Below are 17,357 nucleotides of genomic sequence, written 5' to 3'. Positions count from 1 at the left end.
CTCTATGCTTTTTGCCCTGCGTCCGGCAACATGGATACGTAGATGCGTACATATTTATTTACTCCCTGGAGACAAGGAGTTCCTTGAGCGATGATGACCCGCTTTCCCGTCCGATCGACTGAAGGATGTATTCAAGTGATGCATCACCATAAACTGTGTAACTAGCGGCAACTTCTGTATTTTTACTATCACCTTCGCTTAAGCCCGGATTCTCGGCCTTCACCCCCCTGGCAAAGACCACGGCGGGTACCCTGTCGATCGCGTAGCGCCGATAGAGGAGCGGATCGACGACGAGGTTTGCCGGGAGCATCGCGCATTCTCCTTCTGCCGGGGAACATGAGGGCTGCTTTTTCAGAACATCCGCCACAAAGCGAATTGTCGGCTGGATCCTGGTCATGCCGCCAACAAATCCCCTCATCACCATCACGATCCTGGGGTCTCTCAGACGCGCTACGGACGAGGCATAATTGCGCACCGTCTGCAGCGGCATGGAAGAAGAAATGAAGACGTAAACCCTCTCCGACCCGGTGAGCTTCCCCTTGCGCTCACTTGTCACGTCATCGGGGTAGAATCTGGCGAAGTCCTCACCGAAAACCTGCGCCTTGATCCTTTCCGTCTCACTTTTGACCCGTCTCTGGAATTCATCCGAGTGGTAGTAGGAATCGAGCGTTCCGGCCACTGCGTTCATTTCATCCTCATAACGGTTTTTCGGGATCGTCACCGTCCCCGCCACCCGGTCCGCCTGCGCCAAAGAAGCAGCCACATCCGGTACCTTCATTTCTTCCACTCTGACCTCCTGCCAGAATTCCCCCTCCACAAAGACCTTCAACGTCTGCCGTTCCGTCTGGACGAACGCCCGGCCCGGCTGCCCTCCACAAACACCGGTCTTTTTCAGATGGACAGCTTCACCTTCCACCTTTTCCGGCACGTAACAGGCGTCTGGAGTGGCGATGTACCCGGACTTCCCGGCGGCAAATGCCGGCTGGGTGGTCGCAAGCAGCAGATAAACGATCAATTGAGCCCGTAGCCTACGCAACACACCCTCCTTCTCGTCATCGACCAGAGAAAATTGTCCGGCGAATTCGTACCGGCCCCCCAGGGCGGGTTCTTGGCGGAGCCCCAGATCAGTGACGGACGGCCGATGGGGTTGCAGGCGGTGCCGCGCACCGGCTTGACGATAGTTGCTCTTCACGAGAATCGGGGTGATAACCCCACCGGAGGAGCACTGGTTGATGCCGGTGTCGAACAGTAGCGACTCTCGCCCAAGTTTGAAGAGCATCCGGGCCGCTAAGCCGGCATTGACGCTCAACGGTTCGCTTGAATTCATGCTTCCGGTAAGGGGGTAGAAAGACCCCCACGACCCCATGCACCAGAACAGGGGATCGATTGGGGTGGTGACCGTCGCCGCTACACTGTCCGCTATGCAGGCAATCTGGGAAATGGGATTGCCGAACAGCAGCGCCTCCGGATTGATGATGAAGGAGAGACTGTCGTCATTCCACATGGGGTCCACCTCGGTCATGTAGGCGAGATCGAAGCCACCCTGCTCGGCGCAGGGGAAATCCATGAAGAGCTTCAGGATCGACCAGGCCGGAAAGGTGTAGTAGTGAGCCTGCTGGAACGAATACTCGTTATCGTTATGACCTGGGCCCCTGGCTGTCCCGGAGGAAAAACCGGGCTTCGGGTTGGTCATGCCGGTGCCCAGGATCGGAAAACAGTACGGGTCCTTAACTGTTTCGATCATCCGCGCATGTTCCCAGAAAGCGACGGAGAGTCCCGCAATGATCCCCTGCTTGCTGTCCGGGCAGACACAGGCAGGCGTGGTGATGTTACCCGGCGCAGACTCCTGACCCATGCCGAAAGAAACACTGCCGATCTGAGCCGGGAACATGCACTGCCAACAGATATCCGTCACCGGGTTGATCGGCGTACCCGAGCAAGCCGAACCTGCATGGACAACAGAAGCAGTGGCCAGCCATGATGCTGTCAGCATGACAATGACGCTTGTGACGTGCTTTTTCTTCTTCATTCCACGTTTCTCCTGCTGGTCGGCAGTTCACCGGTTTTGTAGTTGCCTGGCGCTTCCCGAGGCACGGCAATCTCTCTCACCACCATTTCCTTTCCTTCCTGTTTGACGACTGACGGCACAGCCGCCAGGTGCAGCCGCTCAACGATCTGTGAGTCCGCATAGAACAGGGGAACATTGAGCTTCTTCCCCAGACGGCCGTAATGCCCCTCGGTGAGGAGGAGTATCACATCGACGCGTCCCTTGTATTCCGATGCGGCAAACCACTTCACCTGTTCCGAGTCGCTCCCGCTGATGACTACCAGGGTCTTGCTGAAGTTGATGTAATCGAGGGGGTTGAAGGTGTAGCCTTTCGGATAGAGCACCCCTCCCTTGCCGTCCGGGATGTCAATCTGCAGGGTGTAGGTCATGTCCACCGGAAAGCTCCTGTCCCTGGCGGCGCGGGGAAGGCTCATCCGATCCTCAGGGCCGTTGTATTCCTCAATCGGCTTCCTCTTTATCACCTTGCTCCAGTCGATGCTCTTCGCCTTCTGCTCGATCTCGACAAGTGCGTCTTTCTCGGCAATTGCGTATGTCGCCCCGACTGTCCCCAACTCTTTGGCATTGGCTGCAGAGGCAACAAGAACAACCATCATCGCGACGAAAAGCGCCTTCATCAAATACCCCCCGTCGTCGCCTGGAAATGCTGCTGCACCTTGTTCTGGATCGTCGTCTGCGCCCCCTGTATCTTCGTACTCAGGTCTTTCTGAATGTCCTCGAAGTATTCCGAAAGGTCGATCCGGGAGAAATCCAGGTACTGGAATTCATCAGGGGTGAAGCCGCGGCAGTTGGGAGCGCTCGGTACGCCCCAGCCACCGTCCGTACCGAAGGAAACCAGCTGGGGGCGGCCCTGCTCGTGGATGATCCGCGCCATCTTGGTGTTGAAACAGCAGTAACTCTTCGCCTTCTGGACACAGCCGACCAGGGGCCATTTCTTTTCGCAATAATCGCCGATATAGTGGCAGTCCTTGGAAGCGGCCTGCATTCCGGTCTGGATATCCCCCTGATCGCAACCGCTCCCGAAGAGGACCTTCATCACCACCATGACGACGATAGCCACGGCTATCGTAGCCGGGTTGAGGAGAGCGCCGACATAGGCTTCCATGGCTGACCCGATAGCTGCGACCCCGGTAGACCCGCTCGCCGCAGCAGCGGATACCCCGGTGGCAACGGCGCCGCTGACCGTCGTGGTCCCCGTGGCAGTCACGATACCTACCGATGTTGTTCCTACAAGTGGAGTCAGGGTGGCTGCGCCACTGGTTACCAGGTTCGAATAGTAGGCGACCTGGCCTATTTCGTAGGCGGTCTGAATGCCGTTAGCCACCGTGGAGATATTGCTCCCCATGTCGTCCGAGCCGACCTTGTCGCTGTCACAGCAATTATTGAGATACCCCACGGTGAGTCCGGGCGGACGGCAGCGGGAAGCCTTGCCGTTGAAGACATAGAGCTGGTCAAGGCAGTTTCCGTTCTGGTCACGCTGGCCGTCGTTCTGCATCATCGACTCATCCATGGTCGTTATCTGCTCGGTACCGCTCGCCCCGGCAGTGAAGCACTGGTTGGGCGAGCACTGCATCGTGCCCTGGTTGTTCATGCAGCTGTACTGGGTGCCGAGGGGACAGGTGTTCATTCCGAGGAAGCAACTGTGGACCGTTGTATTGTAGATGCCGTCTCCGGTGCAGACCGGCACTGCTTCGCATTTTTCAATTGGGAGGCCATTATAGGTGGTCCCGGCCGGACAGGTGTGCTGGGCGTCCGAGGCGCATTTGTCGAGAGCGGGCGAATAGACAACCGTGTTGCTCAACGCATATCCGCCGTCCTTCGGGCAGACGATCTGCTGGGTGCATTTCCCTTGCGTCGATGACCAGCCGTAGATGCCGCAATTTCTGGTGACTGTCGCCCGGCATTCGTTGGCCGTGGCATCGTATGCACCCAGGTTGCAGACGGGCGGGGAATAGCAGACTTGAGCGCTGCCGTCCCAGCTCCAGGTGCCGCAATTCGCGGTGGCCGCCGCCTCGCATTTGTCCGTGGCGGTATTTAGCGTTCCACCGGAACAGCTTGCCGTCTGGTAGCACTTGTCCACGGCGGGGTCGAGAACAAGCGGGGAGCTGCAGACGTTCGAGCCGCCATCGCAGAGGTCGAGGGCAGCGTTGTAGCTTCCACCGGTGGCGCACGTTGGAGTGGCCTGACAGGTGGTCCCGTTCAATGTATATCCGGACGGACAGGTCCGGGAGTAAGACTGTTGGCAGACATCGAGGGAGCCGTTCAACGAACCGGCGCCGCAGTTAGCGGTCTGGTAGCACTGGCCATACGTGGCGCTGTAGGAATAACCGGAGGGGCAGTTCCAGGTCGCCGTGGCCTTGCAGAAATCTATCGAGCCGTCCAGGGTCCCTCCACTGGCGCAGTAAGCGGTTGCCGTGCAGATGGCGCCGGACAGGGTATAGCCGCTGGCGCAACCGGCGTTGGCGCTCTGGTAGCAGACGTCACGGTTGCCGTCGAGAAGGCCGTTGCTGCAAGTCGGAGTCAGGGTGCAGGAGCCGATGCTGCTATCATAGGTTGTCCCGGTCGGGCAAGTAGGCGTATAGGAGGCATAACAGACATGAGCGCCGTAATCGAAACTGCCATTCGGGCAGGTGGGGTTCTGGTAGCAGACGCTCCCCGACAGCGTGAAACCGGAGTTGCAGGCGTTTACTGGGGCAGTGCAGGAATAAAGGCCTGCCTGCGTGCAGTCGGTAATTCCCGTCTGGACGCCCCATTGGCTCACGATCGTCGTGCATGTGGATGTACTGGGCGGACCCGTTAACGTATAACCGGCAGGGCATGAGACAAACTCGGAAAGAGCGGCGCTTGCCGCAGCTCCTGTCGTGTAGACCTTGTACGTCGGGTAATAGACCGTGTCGCTGCAGTTGTAATAGGTATAGGTAACCATCTGCCCCAGGTCATAATCGTAGTAGCTGCTTGTCACTGGGCATCCGGCACAGTAATAACCCCCATTGCCGTCATCAGCCAACGTGTAGCCAGCCGCGCAATAGGGCGAATTCCAGTCATAAGCCCAGTCATAGATGGTGGCCGTAACGGTCAACGTATTCCCACTCGTGGTTTGAGTTAAATCCGTACCCGCTCGACACCACCCGTTCCAGTGAGGACTGGGACAGCCGCAATTGCCAGATCCCCCCCAAGCGCACTCCTGTTTGAGCACTACTTGGCCGTTCTGCAGGATGAAGTCGAAACTCAGACTGTCGAGAGCCGGCGGTGATGTGGAGTATTGCGTGATTCCAGTGCTCGTGTCCCCTCTGGCCTTGTACTTGATAATCTCCGTCTTTCCCGTAATCGGCTGGGTATAACCGGTGATTGACGTCGTCGACGCTTCGCACCGGTTCGTAATGCTGTTGAACGTTGTCCCGGAGGGACAGGTTGGCGTCATCTCGCAGCGGCCGGTCGTAGAATTGTAGCTGTAGCCCGAGGGACAGGTATGGATTATGCTCTGGAGACAGACGTTGTAGGTCGTATTGTAGGTTCCCTGGCTGCAGACAGGCGCCTTTTCACAGCGTCCGACACTGGAATTGTAGGTGTAGCTGGCATCGGGACAGCTGTACGATGGGGTGGCCTCGCACCGATTGTTGACGTTGCTGTAAGTTCCGCCGACACAGGAGGGACTGGAGATGCAGGTGCCATAGGTGGCATTGTACGTATAGCCGGTCGGACAGATAGCCCCTGGCGAAGGCGTGAGGCAGAGATCATAGGCCGTGCTGTACGTTCCCGGCGAGCCGCATGTGGGGGTAGACTCGCATTTGCCGGTGGTCGCGTTATAGGTTGTCCCGGTGGGGCACGATATAGAGCTGGTTATCTCGCATTTGTCCGTGGTCCCGTTGAGACTTCCCCCTGCCGGGCAGTTCACGGCAGCCGTGCATTTATCGAGAACGGTATTGTAGGTGTAGCCGGCAGGGCAGCTGCCAAGAGGCGCTTCGCACCGGTCGCGGGTGGTGTTGTACGTTGTTCCGAAAGGACAATACGGGCTTGCCTCGCATTTCCCGCTGGTCGAATTATAGGAAAAACCGGTCGGACAGTTCCATGTGGGAGGAATCTCGCAGCGGTCCTTCGTCGGGTTCAGCGTACCGCCGGCACAGTCCGCGCTCTTACGGCAGACATCAAGCGTGCTGTCATAGGTGTAGCCGCTGGGACACTCGTTCAGCACCAGTTTTTCGCACTGGTCAGTGACCGGATTGAAGGTGCCGCCGTCCGGACAGGTGACCGGCTCCACGCATTTGTCTATGGAGGCGTCGTAAGTGTAGCCTGCGTCGCACGTCACGGTGGCGTCGGCCTGGCACATGTCCCGCGACGTGTTCAGTGTCGAGCCCGCAGGGCAGACAGGAGCGGAATAGCTTTCCACGCAGTTGACTGCACCCACGGGACAGAGCAAACCCTGGGCGGTCTGGAGACAGTTGGCGGTTTCACCCGGGTCGCCCGCATACCCGTTACCGTTGAGGTCTTGGCCGCAGACCGGTTTTGTCAGGTCGGGAGTTGGAGTCTGTGTCGTGGTCGAGCCGCTCCCTGATCCGGTCCCCGGCTGAGGCGGATCAGAGGGAGATGGCATCAATACGGCACAATCAAGAACCTCGTCGAATTGCACAATCTGCGTGGTTCTTACCCCGTCCTGCCCGCTTGTCCATTTTCCATCAGCACCCATGATGACTGCCTGCGGGTCCGGGCCGGCATAGGCAGCAGACGCCCAATTGGTATAGGAAAGAGCGGACCCGTCGATGGAGGTAAATCCAGCGGCGCCAAACTCCTTCCAGGCGTCGATGTAGGTGCTCCCCAGGTACTTGCCGTATATGGAAAGGATGAATTTCTGGGTGTCGGCGCTGTCGATCCTCACCGGCATGGCCGCACCGTATTGGCCGAGGGAGAGGAGGTTTTTCAGAGACCCGGTATTATCGCCGGTCATGGAATAGGCGCGGGTGATGTTGGCCGAAAAATCGAAAAAAGTTGCCGCATCGGAAGTGTCACCGGTCGCTGACTTGGCAATGGCATAGGTTTTACCGTTGTACCCGAAGATGGCTGCAAGGGAGTCAATGTAACGGATCGAAGTATTCGGATTGATTGCGTCCTGGCAACTGACGACGGCGAGGGCCGTCTGTGGGATGCCGGTCAACGCGACAATCAGGAGCGAATAGATGACGGCGTAAAGGAGTCGGAAAATCATGCTGTCGTACCTCGACCTACAACGGTTTTTTGTTGCCGGTGCTGCAGATGGTGTCTTTCCCCGCCACCCGGAGCGTCTGGATGATCGTCGCAGCCTCGGCAAACTCGTTGATGCACTGGCAGTCCTTGACGATCTCTTCTCCTTGGCCGGCAGGACAGTGGTTGTCTTGGTCGCACACCCTGTAGAAGAAGTCATAGGAGGTAGCTGGATTCCGCATCGTCGTCACGTCTCCTGAAACCGTCACCTGGGTGTCGTTCTTCGGGATTCTGGTCTTGCATGCCTGCTCGCAGGTTGCTGACGGGTCTCGTCCCGGGAGTGCTATGCTCCCGCTTGCGGAGGTCCAACCACCGGCCGTGAGCATCCTGTCCTGGAAGTCGAGGCTGCTGGTGTTATCGGTGGCAGAAGTAACGACGGTACCGAACCTGGTCCCGATCGCGGAGAAATCATAGGCCTGGCTGCCGCAGACATAGGTACGTTTCTTCTGCCACCAGTCACGACAGATAGTATTGGTCCCGACCTGGCCAGTGAACTTTCGGCAGCTCGGAAGAGGAGTAAGGCCGGTGGAGTTGAAATTCGATAAAGTCTGCACCCCATCAACCGTCTCGCTTTGCAGCCGGCAGGAAGAGTCGTTTTCCAGAGTGCTGCACTGGTCATCCACCCCTTCTGTGTACTGATCCGTCTTGAGCTGAAAGTAGTAACTCCAGTTAAACGTCGGGAACTGGGCGCCGGAAGCCGGACATACCGTGCTGGTCTGGATTGAGGTGTCGAAACCATTGACTATCCCATCCACCGAGCCGGAGCCGGAGGAACAGCCTGGGCCTTGGATGTTGGAGAGGGTCAAATTCGCCTGCATCATCTTTTCCAGCTTGTTCGGGTCGGGAGGAGAGAGAACGACGTCCTTTATGGTATGCCAGCCATTGCCGCCCGGATTGTCGCCGCAGTTGGCGTGAGCCGTTACTAATCCACCAGGGCCGGTATCTATGTACTGCATCTGATACTCGGAATCGCTGACCTTATGGACCTGGATAAAGATCAGGTGATCGGTGCACGCCTGGCTGTTCCCGGAATCGTTAACCGTCCGGGTGGTAGTCTGCACCGAACTGTTTCGTGTCATGGTGCAGGCGCTCATTTTTCCGCTTGCCTGGGTGGCAGCCCCGGAATTCGAGATCAAGTAGTAGAGGCTTTGGGGATCGGTGGCCTGTGCGATGGCGGCATTGTCTCGAGCACTGGTAAGCCCTCCCCAGTTGTTGTAGTAGCCGGTGAGGGTGCTGACCGTAGGTGATGAGACAAGGGAAGCGACCGAGCCGGTGGCGGTCGTTGCGTTCCCCGTAGCCCGGCCGTAGTAGTCGATGGTCGTGAGGTCGTAACTCACGTTGGTGATGGTAAACGCCGTATTGCCGTTGTGGATGGCGTTGACGATACCGCCGCCGAGGTCCTGGAGGATTACGGAGCTGTTGGACCAGACGAGATTGCTGCCGCAACTGCTGTTAATGCAGTAACAGCCGCCGAGATCGGTAATCGACGCGGCAACGTCCGCAATTTTCCCGTCAGGACCGGCAACCCATTTGAAATACTGGCAGTGGTTCCATGTCGCCGGATCACAGGCTATGTAGCCGTTGCCGCAGACTCCGGAAACGGGCCGCGGCAGGTTATAGACATAATCGAAAGTTCCATCGGTATTGAGGTCCTGACTGATCATCACCTTTTGCAGATCGCCGGTCCCGGCAGGCTGGATGAAGAGTTCCAGAAATTTGGCCGATGCCGGCGCAGTGAGATTTGCCTGGAAGCTTTGCGAGCCGTCTACCGTCCGCATCAGAGTGGTCGGGCTCGTCATCGGCTGGGAAATGTTCTGGTTCGCCAGATCCCGGCTCCCGAATTGAGAGAGCGCCGATTGCGCCGCCGCTGATCCGGCCGTCTTACCGTCGTCATAGGTTCCGGCAAAGGCGCTGCCGGTCATCACGGCAAGAATGAGGCTAATTGCTGCGATATTTTCTGACCATCTCACGAATGGCATCCTCATAACTCATCCCCGCATGCACCATCATGTCGATTTCCGCGATCTCCTCGCCGTCGGAAGTGAAAGCATAGTACGAAAAAGGATCGACGGTGAGCCTGCCGACTCCGATCCCCAGCGGCGTGTCCATGAAAATTTCGGAGTATTTCGGCTTCAGACTCTTGGTCGACTTCAGGATCTTCATGGTGAAGTCGTCGTAGTCCAGCACCCCCTGGTTCTTCGCTTCCTCGAAGGCCGTCGATTCCAGGTAGAACTTGAAGGCGGAATTTTCCCGGATTACGTTGCCGACCGCCCCGAACCGGAGGGTATCGAGGACCGACTGCAGGCAGATAGTGAAGGAGCCGTGGTACTTTCTCGCCCTCCTGTATCCCTCCTCGATGACCTGTTTGAGGGTTGAACTCTCACCGAGGAACTGCCATGCCTCGTCGAAGCAGACAAGGCGCCGGTCGGAACGGTCGGAAAGGTACAGGTCCATGGTGACCGCATTGATCACCTGAAGGGTGACAACCTTGAAAAGTGCCTTCTTCGGCAAAAGGTGTTCGAGCTCAAGGACCACGAAATCGTCGTTGGAGATGTCGAAGTTGCTCCTGCCGTTGAAGAACCTCCCGAAGGCGCCGCTGCTGCGAAAGTCGGCCAGGTTGAAGGCCAGTCGCGTGGCTGCCTCCCTGATTTCGCCTCCTGCGGACGAATAGCTGTCGAAGTTGGCCAGGTATTCGTACACCGTGTCGATGCAGGCGGACGGCCCTTCCTGGTCCCATGCCCACCGGACCGCTTGAGTAATCAAGGTCATCTCAGTTTCGCTGGGACTGTTGTTGCCGGAAGAAAAGATCATCTGCGCCACGATCGGCGCGATGGTGGGGATGTCGTGTTCCACATCGACAATGTGGGTGAACGGGTTTAGACAGACCTGGGATTCTTCCGAGAAGTCGAGGTAACGGGCTCCGCAGAGGGTGGTCATCTTCTTGTAGCTTCCCCCGATATCGATCACCCTGATCTTGGCGTTCATGGCGTAGTAGTTGAAGAGAAGATAGTTGAGGAAAAAGCTCTTGCCACCCCCCGAGGTACCGCAGATGAGGGCGTTATGGTTGTTGACACCCTTCTTGTGATAGATATCGAGCCCGAAAAGCTGCCCCTTGCGGGCGGTAAAGAGCATGGCGGGTCTGCCGAGACCGGCGAAGTCTCCCTGGATCGGGAGGGTCACGGCGATGGAGTCAACCGGCATTACATGGTCCCGGTCCAGGGTTTCCAGATTCCCTTTCACGTCGTAAAAGCCGAACGGCAGCGACAGCAGGAACAGCGGCATGAGTATTCCCTTATCCTCCTGCATCACAAAATTCTGTCCCTCCCAGACCCGCTTCGACCGGGTTACGGATTCGTTCACCAGCCGTTCATCGCTGCCAAAGACCCATAGCGTCGGGATCACCTTGAGGAAGAGCGTTCCCCGTTCCAGTTCGTCGGCAGCCCACATGTGCTCTTCCTGTTTCCGGGCAAGAGACGGGGCGAAGGAGCCGACCCCTTTCTGCTGAAGGATGACGTTGCACTTGGTGTGGAGTTTCGACTTCTGGTTCTTCATCAGGACATTGATACTGTAGAGAAATGGCGTCCTGATCTGGTCCCCGTCGGTAAGCTGCCCCATGATGCCGCCGAAGAGCTTGTTGGTCTGGATGATGGTCCCTGTTTTCGGGTAGACGCGAGGGGTGATGCAGCGGAAATATTTCTTTCCGATTTCAATCCGGGAGAACTTGGTTTCCACGGGGGTAGAGAAGAGCACCTGCCTGCGGATCTCTTTCGATTCATCGTAGGCATCGTTGTTTAGCGACACTTCTTCGTTGAACACTCGGCGCATCCAGTCGAGAAGATATGACGGATCGACATTTTCGGGATGGAGGCCCGCCCCCTGCAGAGTTTCCTGGATCGTTCCCCGGATCTCTCCCAGGTTGAGTTTTTCCACGTCAGCCACCGGGAACTTGATCGTGAAGAAGGCCCGGAAATTTCGGACCGGGATGCCGTTGAGACTAGTCAGCCCTTCAGCCCCCCCTTCGTAGAAACGGGCGAGGTTGTCGTTAACCTCCCGCACCAGGTTCATATCCCGGGATTTCATCGCCTTGAAGTCGTCGAGGATTGGCCTTACATGGGGGTCGGCATAAAGGATGAACTGGATGACTGTCCTCTCCGGAACGCTCAGCCGGAACAGCGCCTGCAAGGTGGTAATCGTCGTCTCCCCGGCAAAACAGAGCGGTGAACACTCCCACATCATTCCAATCGTGTCGTCCGCATTGAAGTAGCAATTCTCCTGTTCGTCATAGGCGATCCAGGGGAAGAACATACCCAGCTTGTCCCGTTCCGCCATTGACACGATGTCGTCAATCGCCGGCCCGGCCTCAGCGCCACCGAATATCTTCGCAAGCAAACCCACGCTATTCATCCTCCCCATCGGCTGTGACGGAATCCCCCAGGATCCAGCGCGGCTTGTCCACGAAGAAATAGACATAGCGGAGCATGTAGAACTCATTCTCCTGACCGGTGTACGGCAGGAGCAAAACGCGCATGACTTTGGGAGGAGCGACTATCGGCGTCTTCGGTTCCTTGAGGAGACCGCTGAACTTGTCGAACAGCGCGGAACGGTACTGGTTGTAGCTCCTATCTTCCGGGTTCCCGGCGACCGGAAGAGCTGCCGTTGCGCTTCCGGCAGACATGGCACCAGTGTTTGCCGGGACGGCATCGGTACAGGTGGTAACCATGCCTTCGTCTTCCATGCCGCTGTACGTAGTTGTGCAGCCGGGTTTTGCTACCGGCTTTTCCGCCTTGTTCTGTTCCGCACTGTTCTGTTGGCTTCTGGCTGCATCCTCAAGGTAAACCTCACGGACCGAGGCACATTTCCCCTTGAAGGTGTCAGGACAGCTGAATTCGCTTTGATACGGATTGATCATGGAACAACCGCACATAAGAGCTGTTGCTATGATTAAATAGAGCGCTTTCTTCACTTAACGCCTCCCTTGCGAAGCTTCTTTATTTCCAGATTCACCCCTTCACTGATCACCAGCGTTACGGGCTTTGCCGCGGAAACTTCAATAACCGGCATGGTCTGGTGGGCCAGTTCCATATAGAACTTCTCGATGTCCTTGAACCCGTTGGCCAGACCGTTACCTACCCCTGCCTTGGCCAGGTCGGCGGCTCCGATCGTCTGGGTAGTTCCCAATGGGCTGATGGCGGTGGTGGTCGCCGAAGATCTGATGACATCTCCCACGCCACCGAAGAAACCAGCAATCATGGACCGGGCGATCATGCTCCCCATCTTGGCAACCACACGTCCCCGGAGTCCGATTTTCGAGTCCTGGTCCACCACGAACCCCTTCACCTTCTGGTCGATGACCGCTCTTCCTTTCCTGTCGAGACACGACAGGGAGACCAGCAAAAGCTCTGCGCGCTCCGTGGCGAGATTCCCTCTGCCATCTGCAATCACGTAACAACCCTTCAGGTCGGCACGGACGGAGTTGGGGAGAAAGGCCGGAGTTTTTACCTTCAGCAGCGCCGGAACCGGATTACCTTTGGCGTCCGATGAAGTAGGGGCGTCCAAGCCACTGAGCAGAATCGCCTCCATGAAAGAAGGGGGTAAATACATGGCTGTCGTCTCTTTTTTTTTATCCTCGGCAGGCGGGGTTTTTGATTGGCCGCTGCTCGATACGAGTGAAATATCGCCTATCTCCGTTTCAGGAGGCATCGCGGACTGACCTGCCTGATCACCTGCCGGCAAGGGAGGTGGTGGCGGCAGAAGGAGAGTTCCCTTCGAGAGACTCGGGGGCGGAGGCGAGGTGAAAGCTCCTGATCCCTTCGCGCCTTTCCGTCCGGCTGCAACGGCCCCAGGAATCGCCTGCGATCCGCTTCCCTGTGCAACAGGGACGGGTTGGCCGGGAACAGGTGGCTGGCCAGGTTGTGGCGTTGCAGAAGCGACAGGCGAAGGTACGCTTCCAGCGCCGCCTGCGCCGTTCTTTATCGCTTCCATCTGCTGTTTGAGCTGGCGGTTTTCCTCGTCTTTCCTGGCCATTTCTTTCTGGGTCTCGAGAAACTGGGTTTTCTCCAGCAGTTTCGGCTCCAGCGCCAGATCCATCGACTTTTTAGTATCCAGAGGCGCAGTCGCCTTTCCCCTCGTGGCGAGATAGCCCCCCAGACTGAATCCGATGAGCACACAGCCAACCGTTACCGTCACGAAATTGCGGCGCTGCTTGGAATTCAGCCTGCTCCAGAAGGCCTTGAACTTATTTTTCATCATCGCCCTCCTGCCTTTCAGTCGGGGCTTTCTGCACGCCTTTTTCGGGAGAGGCTTTTCTATCCTGTTTAGGGTTTTCCAAAACCGGGAGATCGGACTCCAGCTTGCCGGAGAAGCCTTGCCGCTCGCCCCGTTGCTCCACGACAAAGGCCCTGATCGTGTCACCGGGACGCAGGATGTGGCGCTCAAGCGAGATCGCCACCGGGTTTTCCGCCAACCCGGTCCGAATAAACATCTTCTCGTTCATCCTGAATTCCTTGGTGCCGTCTTTCAGAGACACCAGGTATTCCTTGATCCGAAGCCCTTCTCCTTCCACATCCACGACCCGTTTCAGCACCATCCGGACTTCCTTGAAAGCATCGATGCGCGTATCCGGTTTAGAAACGGTGTAGGATTCGGGGATCTGCTCCGTATAGACATCCTGAATCGCCTTCAGCATCATCTTCTCGAAGGGAAGTCCCGAGTAGAGCGCAGCGTTGTCCTTGATCTTTCGCTCTTTTCCGGAGGAAAGCCTGATGGTCTGGGAGGGAACCCGTTGCGGCACGGCGACCATGGAGTAGGTTTCATCGCCACAGACAACGTAGAGTTCCGTCGGGGTTGTGGAGTAGACCAACTTGTCGCCACGTTTCGTCACCTTGAATTTGATAAAGGCATCCTTGCCGGTGATCTTGATGACGACCCCCTTTTCCGTGGAGGTGAGGGCGTCCTTGATCTCGGAAGAGCAGGAGATCCGGTTCAGGTCGGAACTGGACAGGCGGATTTTCGTTGCAACCTCGGGAGGGATGACCGTCGGCCACTCGCCTTCCGGGCCCCCCTCGTCCCCCTTCACATCGGTCACGGCAGCAAGCCTCCTTTTCGCATCACCGGGATCGGCTGGCGTTGCGCCACGCTCCGCGGCATTGGCAATTGCAGGCAGCATCAAAGCTGCAACTATCAGAGCCCTGTACATCACGCCCCCTTTACTTTGAATTTGGGTTGTTTGCTCCGGCAGTTTTTTCGTAGAGCCGGGTGAGAATGAATTTTCCGTTGTCGAACCGGTATTCGATGATGTAGGAGGCCTGGACAATGTCGGCCTTCATCTCGCCGATATAGGTCATTTTTGCCCCCAGCACCTCGACCTGATTCTTTTCCGAATTGTTAGTCATGGACTGTATGTGAAAGGCGCTGGAGGCCCTGGTATTCTCGATTTTGTCGGCCAGTTCGTACAATTCCTTCCGGGCGTTCGGAAAGCCTGCCGGGTCATAGACGGCAAGGAGTTCGCTGAACTGGCTCCTGGCATTGGCGGGATTGTAGGTGAGCGCAAGACTCACGATGTAGCGGGTGAATTCGCGCAGATAATCTTCATTTGCGTGTTCGCCGGTAATCATCACTTTTGAATTGATGACCGGCGGGACCAAGATCACCCGTTCTTTATTCATTGCTGTTACGACACAGACTGAAAGAATGAGTACTGCCGCCATAAGGACCAGTATGGTGAATTTCAACATTCGGTTTTCCGCGAAGGTATTTGCGGCCTTGCTGGTAAACAACTTTAGTTCCACTGCTGCCTCCAATCAGTCGATGAACTTGTTCTGGAAAAAGTGCGGATAGCGCTTAAGCGGCGCAACCCCGACAAAATAGAGCGTGTGGCGCAGCAAGCCTCTCGGATAGTTGTGCTTCAGGCGGCCATAACCCCACGGAAGCAGAATCATCACCGACCAGAAGATACCGCCGAACTTTTGCGCGAGTATGTATCCAACAACCATGAAGGCCATGTCGTCCGGCTCGAAGAAGAGAACCTGGAAAGGCTTGTTCAGGTATTGGGGAAAGCGGACTTCATTCATGCGATATGCTCCAGGAGAGACGGATAGTTGCGATGGGGGGGATAAGCATCCCCCCCAAAGTCAGCATCAGTAGACTGCGCCAAGGGCCACAATCATGTTTGCGGTGTTGATGAGCACGATCGCCGCAGTCAGACAAACGACCGCCGGCACGATCTTCTGTTGGACGAACAGGATGATCGTCACCAGAAACAGGAGAATGGCGGAAATAGCGCCGAACGGACCCTTCAACAGGGTGGTTACCAGGAAGTTGTACGCCTCGTAACCGAATGAACCGGCCACCGGTGCGGTAATCGCCATGGCCTGGGTTGCGAAGAAGGTGAACATGGCGGCGACTGCGGCCATGAGGGAGAATTTCTTCATCTGTAGACTCTTCATTACGTAGTGCTCCTCCTTGATTGAATGGTTGCGGTCGATGTTCAAAATTTCCTGCAACTAGCTATGCGCCTTCATTGTTTCACCTCCTTCCCATCAAGCAGCGCCGTGATGCGGGGAATGTCTGCTCCATTGACGGCCGTGCCGTCGATCCAGAGCGCCGGGGTGCCGCGGACTCCGACACTCTTGGCAACCTGTTCCATCTCTTCCAGCACTGCGTCCTGGTGAACAGACTCCGGCGCAGGCTTGCCATCCAAGGCTCCGCTCACCACTTCACGAAGAGCCTTTTCCCTGTCTTTCTGCGACAGGATGTAGCGCGCCTTCTTTTCAGCATCGGGATGGATCTGCCTGAGAGGGAAAAAGAATACGTAACGGGTTACGTCTGTCCGTTTTGCCAGGAATTCGTCTACCTTTCGGCAATAGGGACAGTCGGGGTCGGTGAACTCGATGACCTGCCGGGGGCCGGAGCCGATTTTGAGGGCCTTGTCCAGGGGGATGCTCTTCACTTTTTCGGAGAGAACCTTTTCCCGCATCTCCGCGGTCAGGTTTTTGCCATCTTTTGACCAAAGCTCACCGAACATGAGGTACCCGTCCGGGCTGAAGTAGAAAACCTGGTTCCCGGCAACGATTTCGTAAAGCCCCTTGATCGGTGACTCTTTGACGCTGTCCACTCTCAGGTTCGGAAAGTTCTTCTTGAGATTGTCCGTCTCGGTCTTGAAGTCTTCTTTAGCGGCGGCAAAACCCGCCGTTATGATTACGACCAATATCAGCCCTCCGATCTTGGGTTTCTTTCTCTTCAGAATTCTCACTTCTCCTCCTTTTGCTGTGTGGTTATCTCGACCCTTCGGTTGAGATGCCTGTCATCGGACACCGGACAGCACTTGCCCAGGCCTTCCACCTTCCCCACGGATATCCCTTTCCCTTTCAGGTACGAAGCGACCCCTCTTGCCCTTCTGAGCGACAGACCCATGTTGTGGGAAGAGGTGCCAAGATCACAGGTGTAGCCACTCAGTTTGACAGCGCCACTACCCGGGATACTCCGGATGAGTTCATCAAGCCGTGATCGCTCCTTTTCCGTTATCTCCGCACTGTCGAATGGGAAGTGAATCGCACCCAAAAGACATGAGACACATCCCTTCTCTAGGTTCGATTCAGGCTTTGCCTCTGATTGTTTGGCAACCGTCTGAACCGGCGGGGCTTCACCAGAGCTCAAACGCAAAGCCAGTTTAGGTGAGGCAGGGAGTATCGAGAGCTGATCGTCGGGGCAATTCGAACAAACAACGAAAGCATCGTTTTCCTGGGCTCGGGCGACCTCCTGGCCATAACTGAAAGGCCTTTGATGAATTTCTGCGGCATTGCCCGCCATTGGAATGAGCAGTGCGAGTCCGGCAAAGGAAAGTTTTCCCAGCATGTGACCTCCGAGATGATTCGTTCACATAGATAATCACGAGGGGGGGAAGGTGACTTGGGCGAACAGCCGCAAAAACTTGCCTGAGCAATGGTGGCCGCATGTTGAATCGACGTGAGCAGTGCCTTGCTAACTATCGGTATTTTCAATGCATTAGACTTGAGGAGTGTTAACTGCGGATTGAGGAGGTGTGGAGAGGAAATATACG

The 17,357-nt window shown here is 56.7% G+C and carries 13 protein-coding genes; all 13 read right to left on the bottom strand.

Annotated features, from left to right (window positions below):
- Positions 1-58: 58 nt before the first annotated feature.
- Positions 59-2,029, bottom strand: a complete 1,971-nt coding sequence (locus JN12_RS21325) for a TrbC family F-type conjugative pilus assembly protein (RefSeq protein WP_456237311.1) — start codon at positions 2,027-2,029, stop codon at positions 59-61.
- Positions 2,026-2,682, bottom strand: a complete 657-nt coding sequence (locus JN12_RS07535; RefSeq protein WP_145020593.1) for a hypothetical protein — start codon at positions 2,680-2,682, stop codon at positions 2,026-2,028. Before JN12_RS07535 ends, JN12_RS21325 begins: the two co-directional genes overlap by 4 nt.
- Positions 2,682-7,265, bottom strand: coding sequence for a conjugal transfer protein TraN (gene traN / locus JN12_RS07530; protein WP_145020591.1), 4,584 nt, complete (start codon positions 7,263-7,265; stop codon positions 2,682-2,684). Before traN ends, JN12_RS07535 begins: the two co-directional genes overlap by 1 nt.
- Positions 7,266-7,281: 16 nt before the next feature.
- Positions 7,282-9,279, bottom strand: a complete 1,998-nt coding sequence (locus JN12_RS07525; protein WP_246125786.1) for a hypothetical protein — start codon at positions 9,277-9,279, stop codon at positions 7,282-7,284.
- Positions 9,239-11,695 carry a TraC family protein gene (locus JN12_RS07520; RefSeq protein ID WP_246125785.1) on the bottom strand — a complete coding sequence of 819 codons (2,457 nt, stop codon included), beginning with the start codon at positions 11,693-11,695 and terminating at the stop codon, positions 9,239-9,241. Before JN12_RS07520 ends, JN12_RS07525 begins: the two co-directional genes overlap by 41 nt.
- A gap of 1 nt (position 11,696) precedes the next feature.
- Positions 11,697-12,263 carry a type IV conjugative transfer system lipoprotein TraV gene (gene traV / locus JN12_RS07515; RefSeq protein WP_145020583.1) on the bottom strand — a complete coding sequence of 189 codons (567 nt, stop codon included), beginning with the start codon at positions 12,261-12,263 and terminating at the stop codon, positions 11,697-11,699.
- Positions 12,260-13,546: a TraB/VirB10 family protein gene (locus tag JN12_RS07510; RefSeq protein ID WP_145020580.1), complete on the bottom strand. Its 1,287-nt coding sequence runs from the start codon at positions 13,544-13,546 to the stop codon at positions 12,260-12,262. The genes traV and JN12_RS07510 overlap by 4 nt, the downstream gene beginning before the upstream one ends.
- A complete protein-coding gene (locus tag JN12_RS07505; RefSeq protein ID WP_145020577.1) occupies positions 13,536-14,495 on the bottom strand; it encodes a type-F conjugative transfer system secretin TraK in 960 nt (319 codons plus the stop codon). Before JN12_RS07505 ends, JN12_RS07510 begins: the two co-directional genes overlap by 11 nt.
- A 10-nt stretch (positions 14,496-14,505) precedes the next feature.
- Positions 14,506-15,087: a type IV conjugative transfer system protein TraE gene (locus tag JN12_RS07500; protein ID WP_145020574.1), complete on the bottom strand. Its 582-nt coding sequence runs from the start codon at positions 15,085-15,087 to the stop codon at positions 14,506-14,508.
- 12 nt (positions 15,088-15,099) lie between these two features.
- Positions 15,100-15,369, bottom strand: a complete 270-nt coding sequence (locus JN12_RS07495) for a type IV conjugative transfer system protein TraL (protein ID WP_145020571.1) — start codon at positions 15,367-15,369, stop codon at positions 15,100-15,102.
- Positions 15,370-15,435: 66 nt separating this feature from the next.
- Positions 15,436-15,744 (bottom strand): hypothetical protein, encoded by a 309-nt coding sequence (locus JN12_RS07490; RefSeq protein ID WP_145020568.1) that lies wholly within the window; start codon positions 15,742-15,744, stop codon positions 15,436-15,438.
- A 71-nt stretch (positions 15,745-15,815) separates the two neighbouring features.
- A complete protein-coding gene (locus tag JN12_RS07485) occupies positions 15,816-16,550 on the bottom strand; it encodes a DsbC family protein (protein ID WP_145020565.1) in 735 nt (244 codons plus the stop codon).
- On the bottom strand, positions 16,547-17,152 hold the full coding sequence (locus JN12_RS07480; RefSeq protein ID WP_145020562.1) for an OmpA family protein: 606 nt from the start codon (positions 17,150-17,152) through the stop codon (positions 16,547-16,549). The genes JN12_RS07485 and JN12_RS07480 overlap by 4 nt, the downstream gene beginning before the upstream one ends.
- Positions 17,153-17,357: the final 205 nt, after the last annotated feature.

Source organism: Geobacter argillaceus, assembly GCF_007830735.1.
GTDB classification, from domain to species: domain Bacteria; phylum Desulfobacterota; class Desulfuromonadia; order Geobacterales; family DSM-12255; genus Geomobilibacter; species Geomobilibacter argillaceus.
Note: the sequence above shows the minus strand (reverse complement) of the source record. Positions and strands in the feature narration are given on the sequence as shown.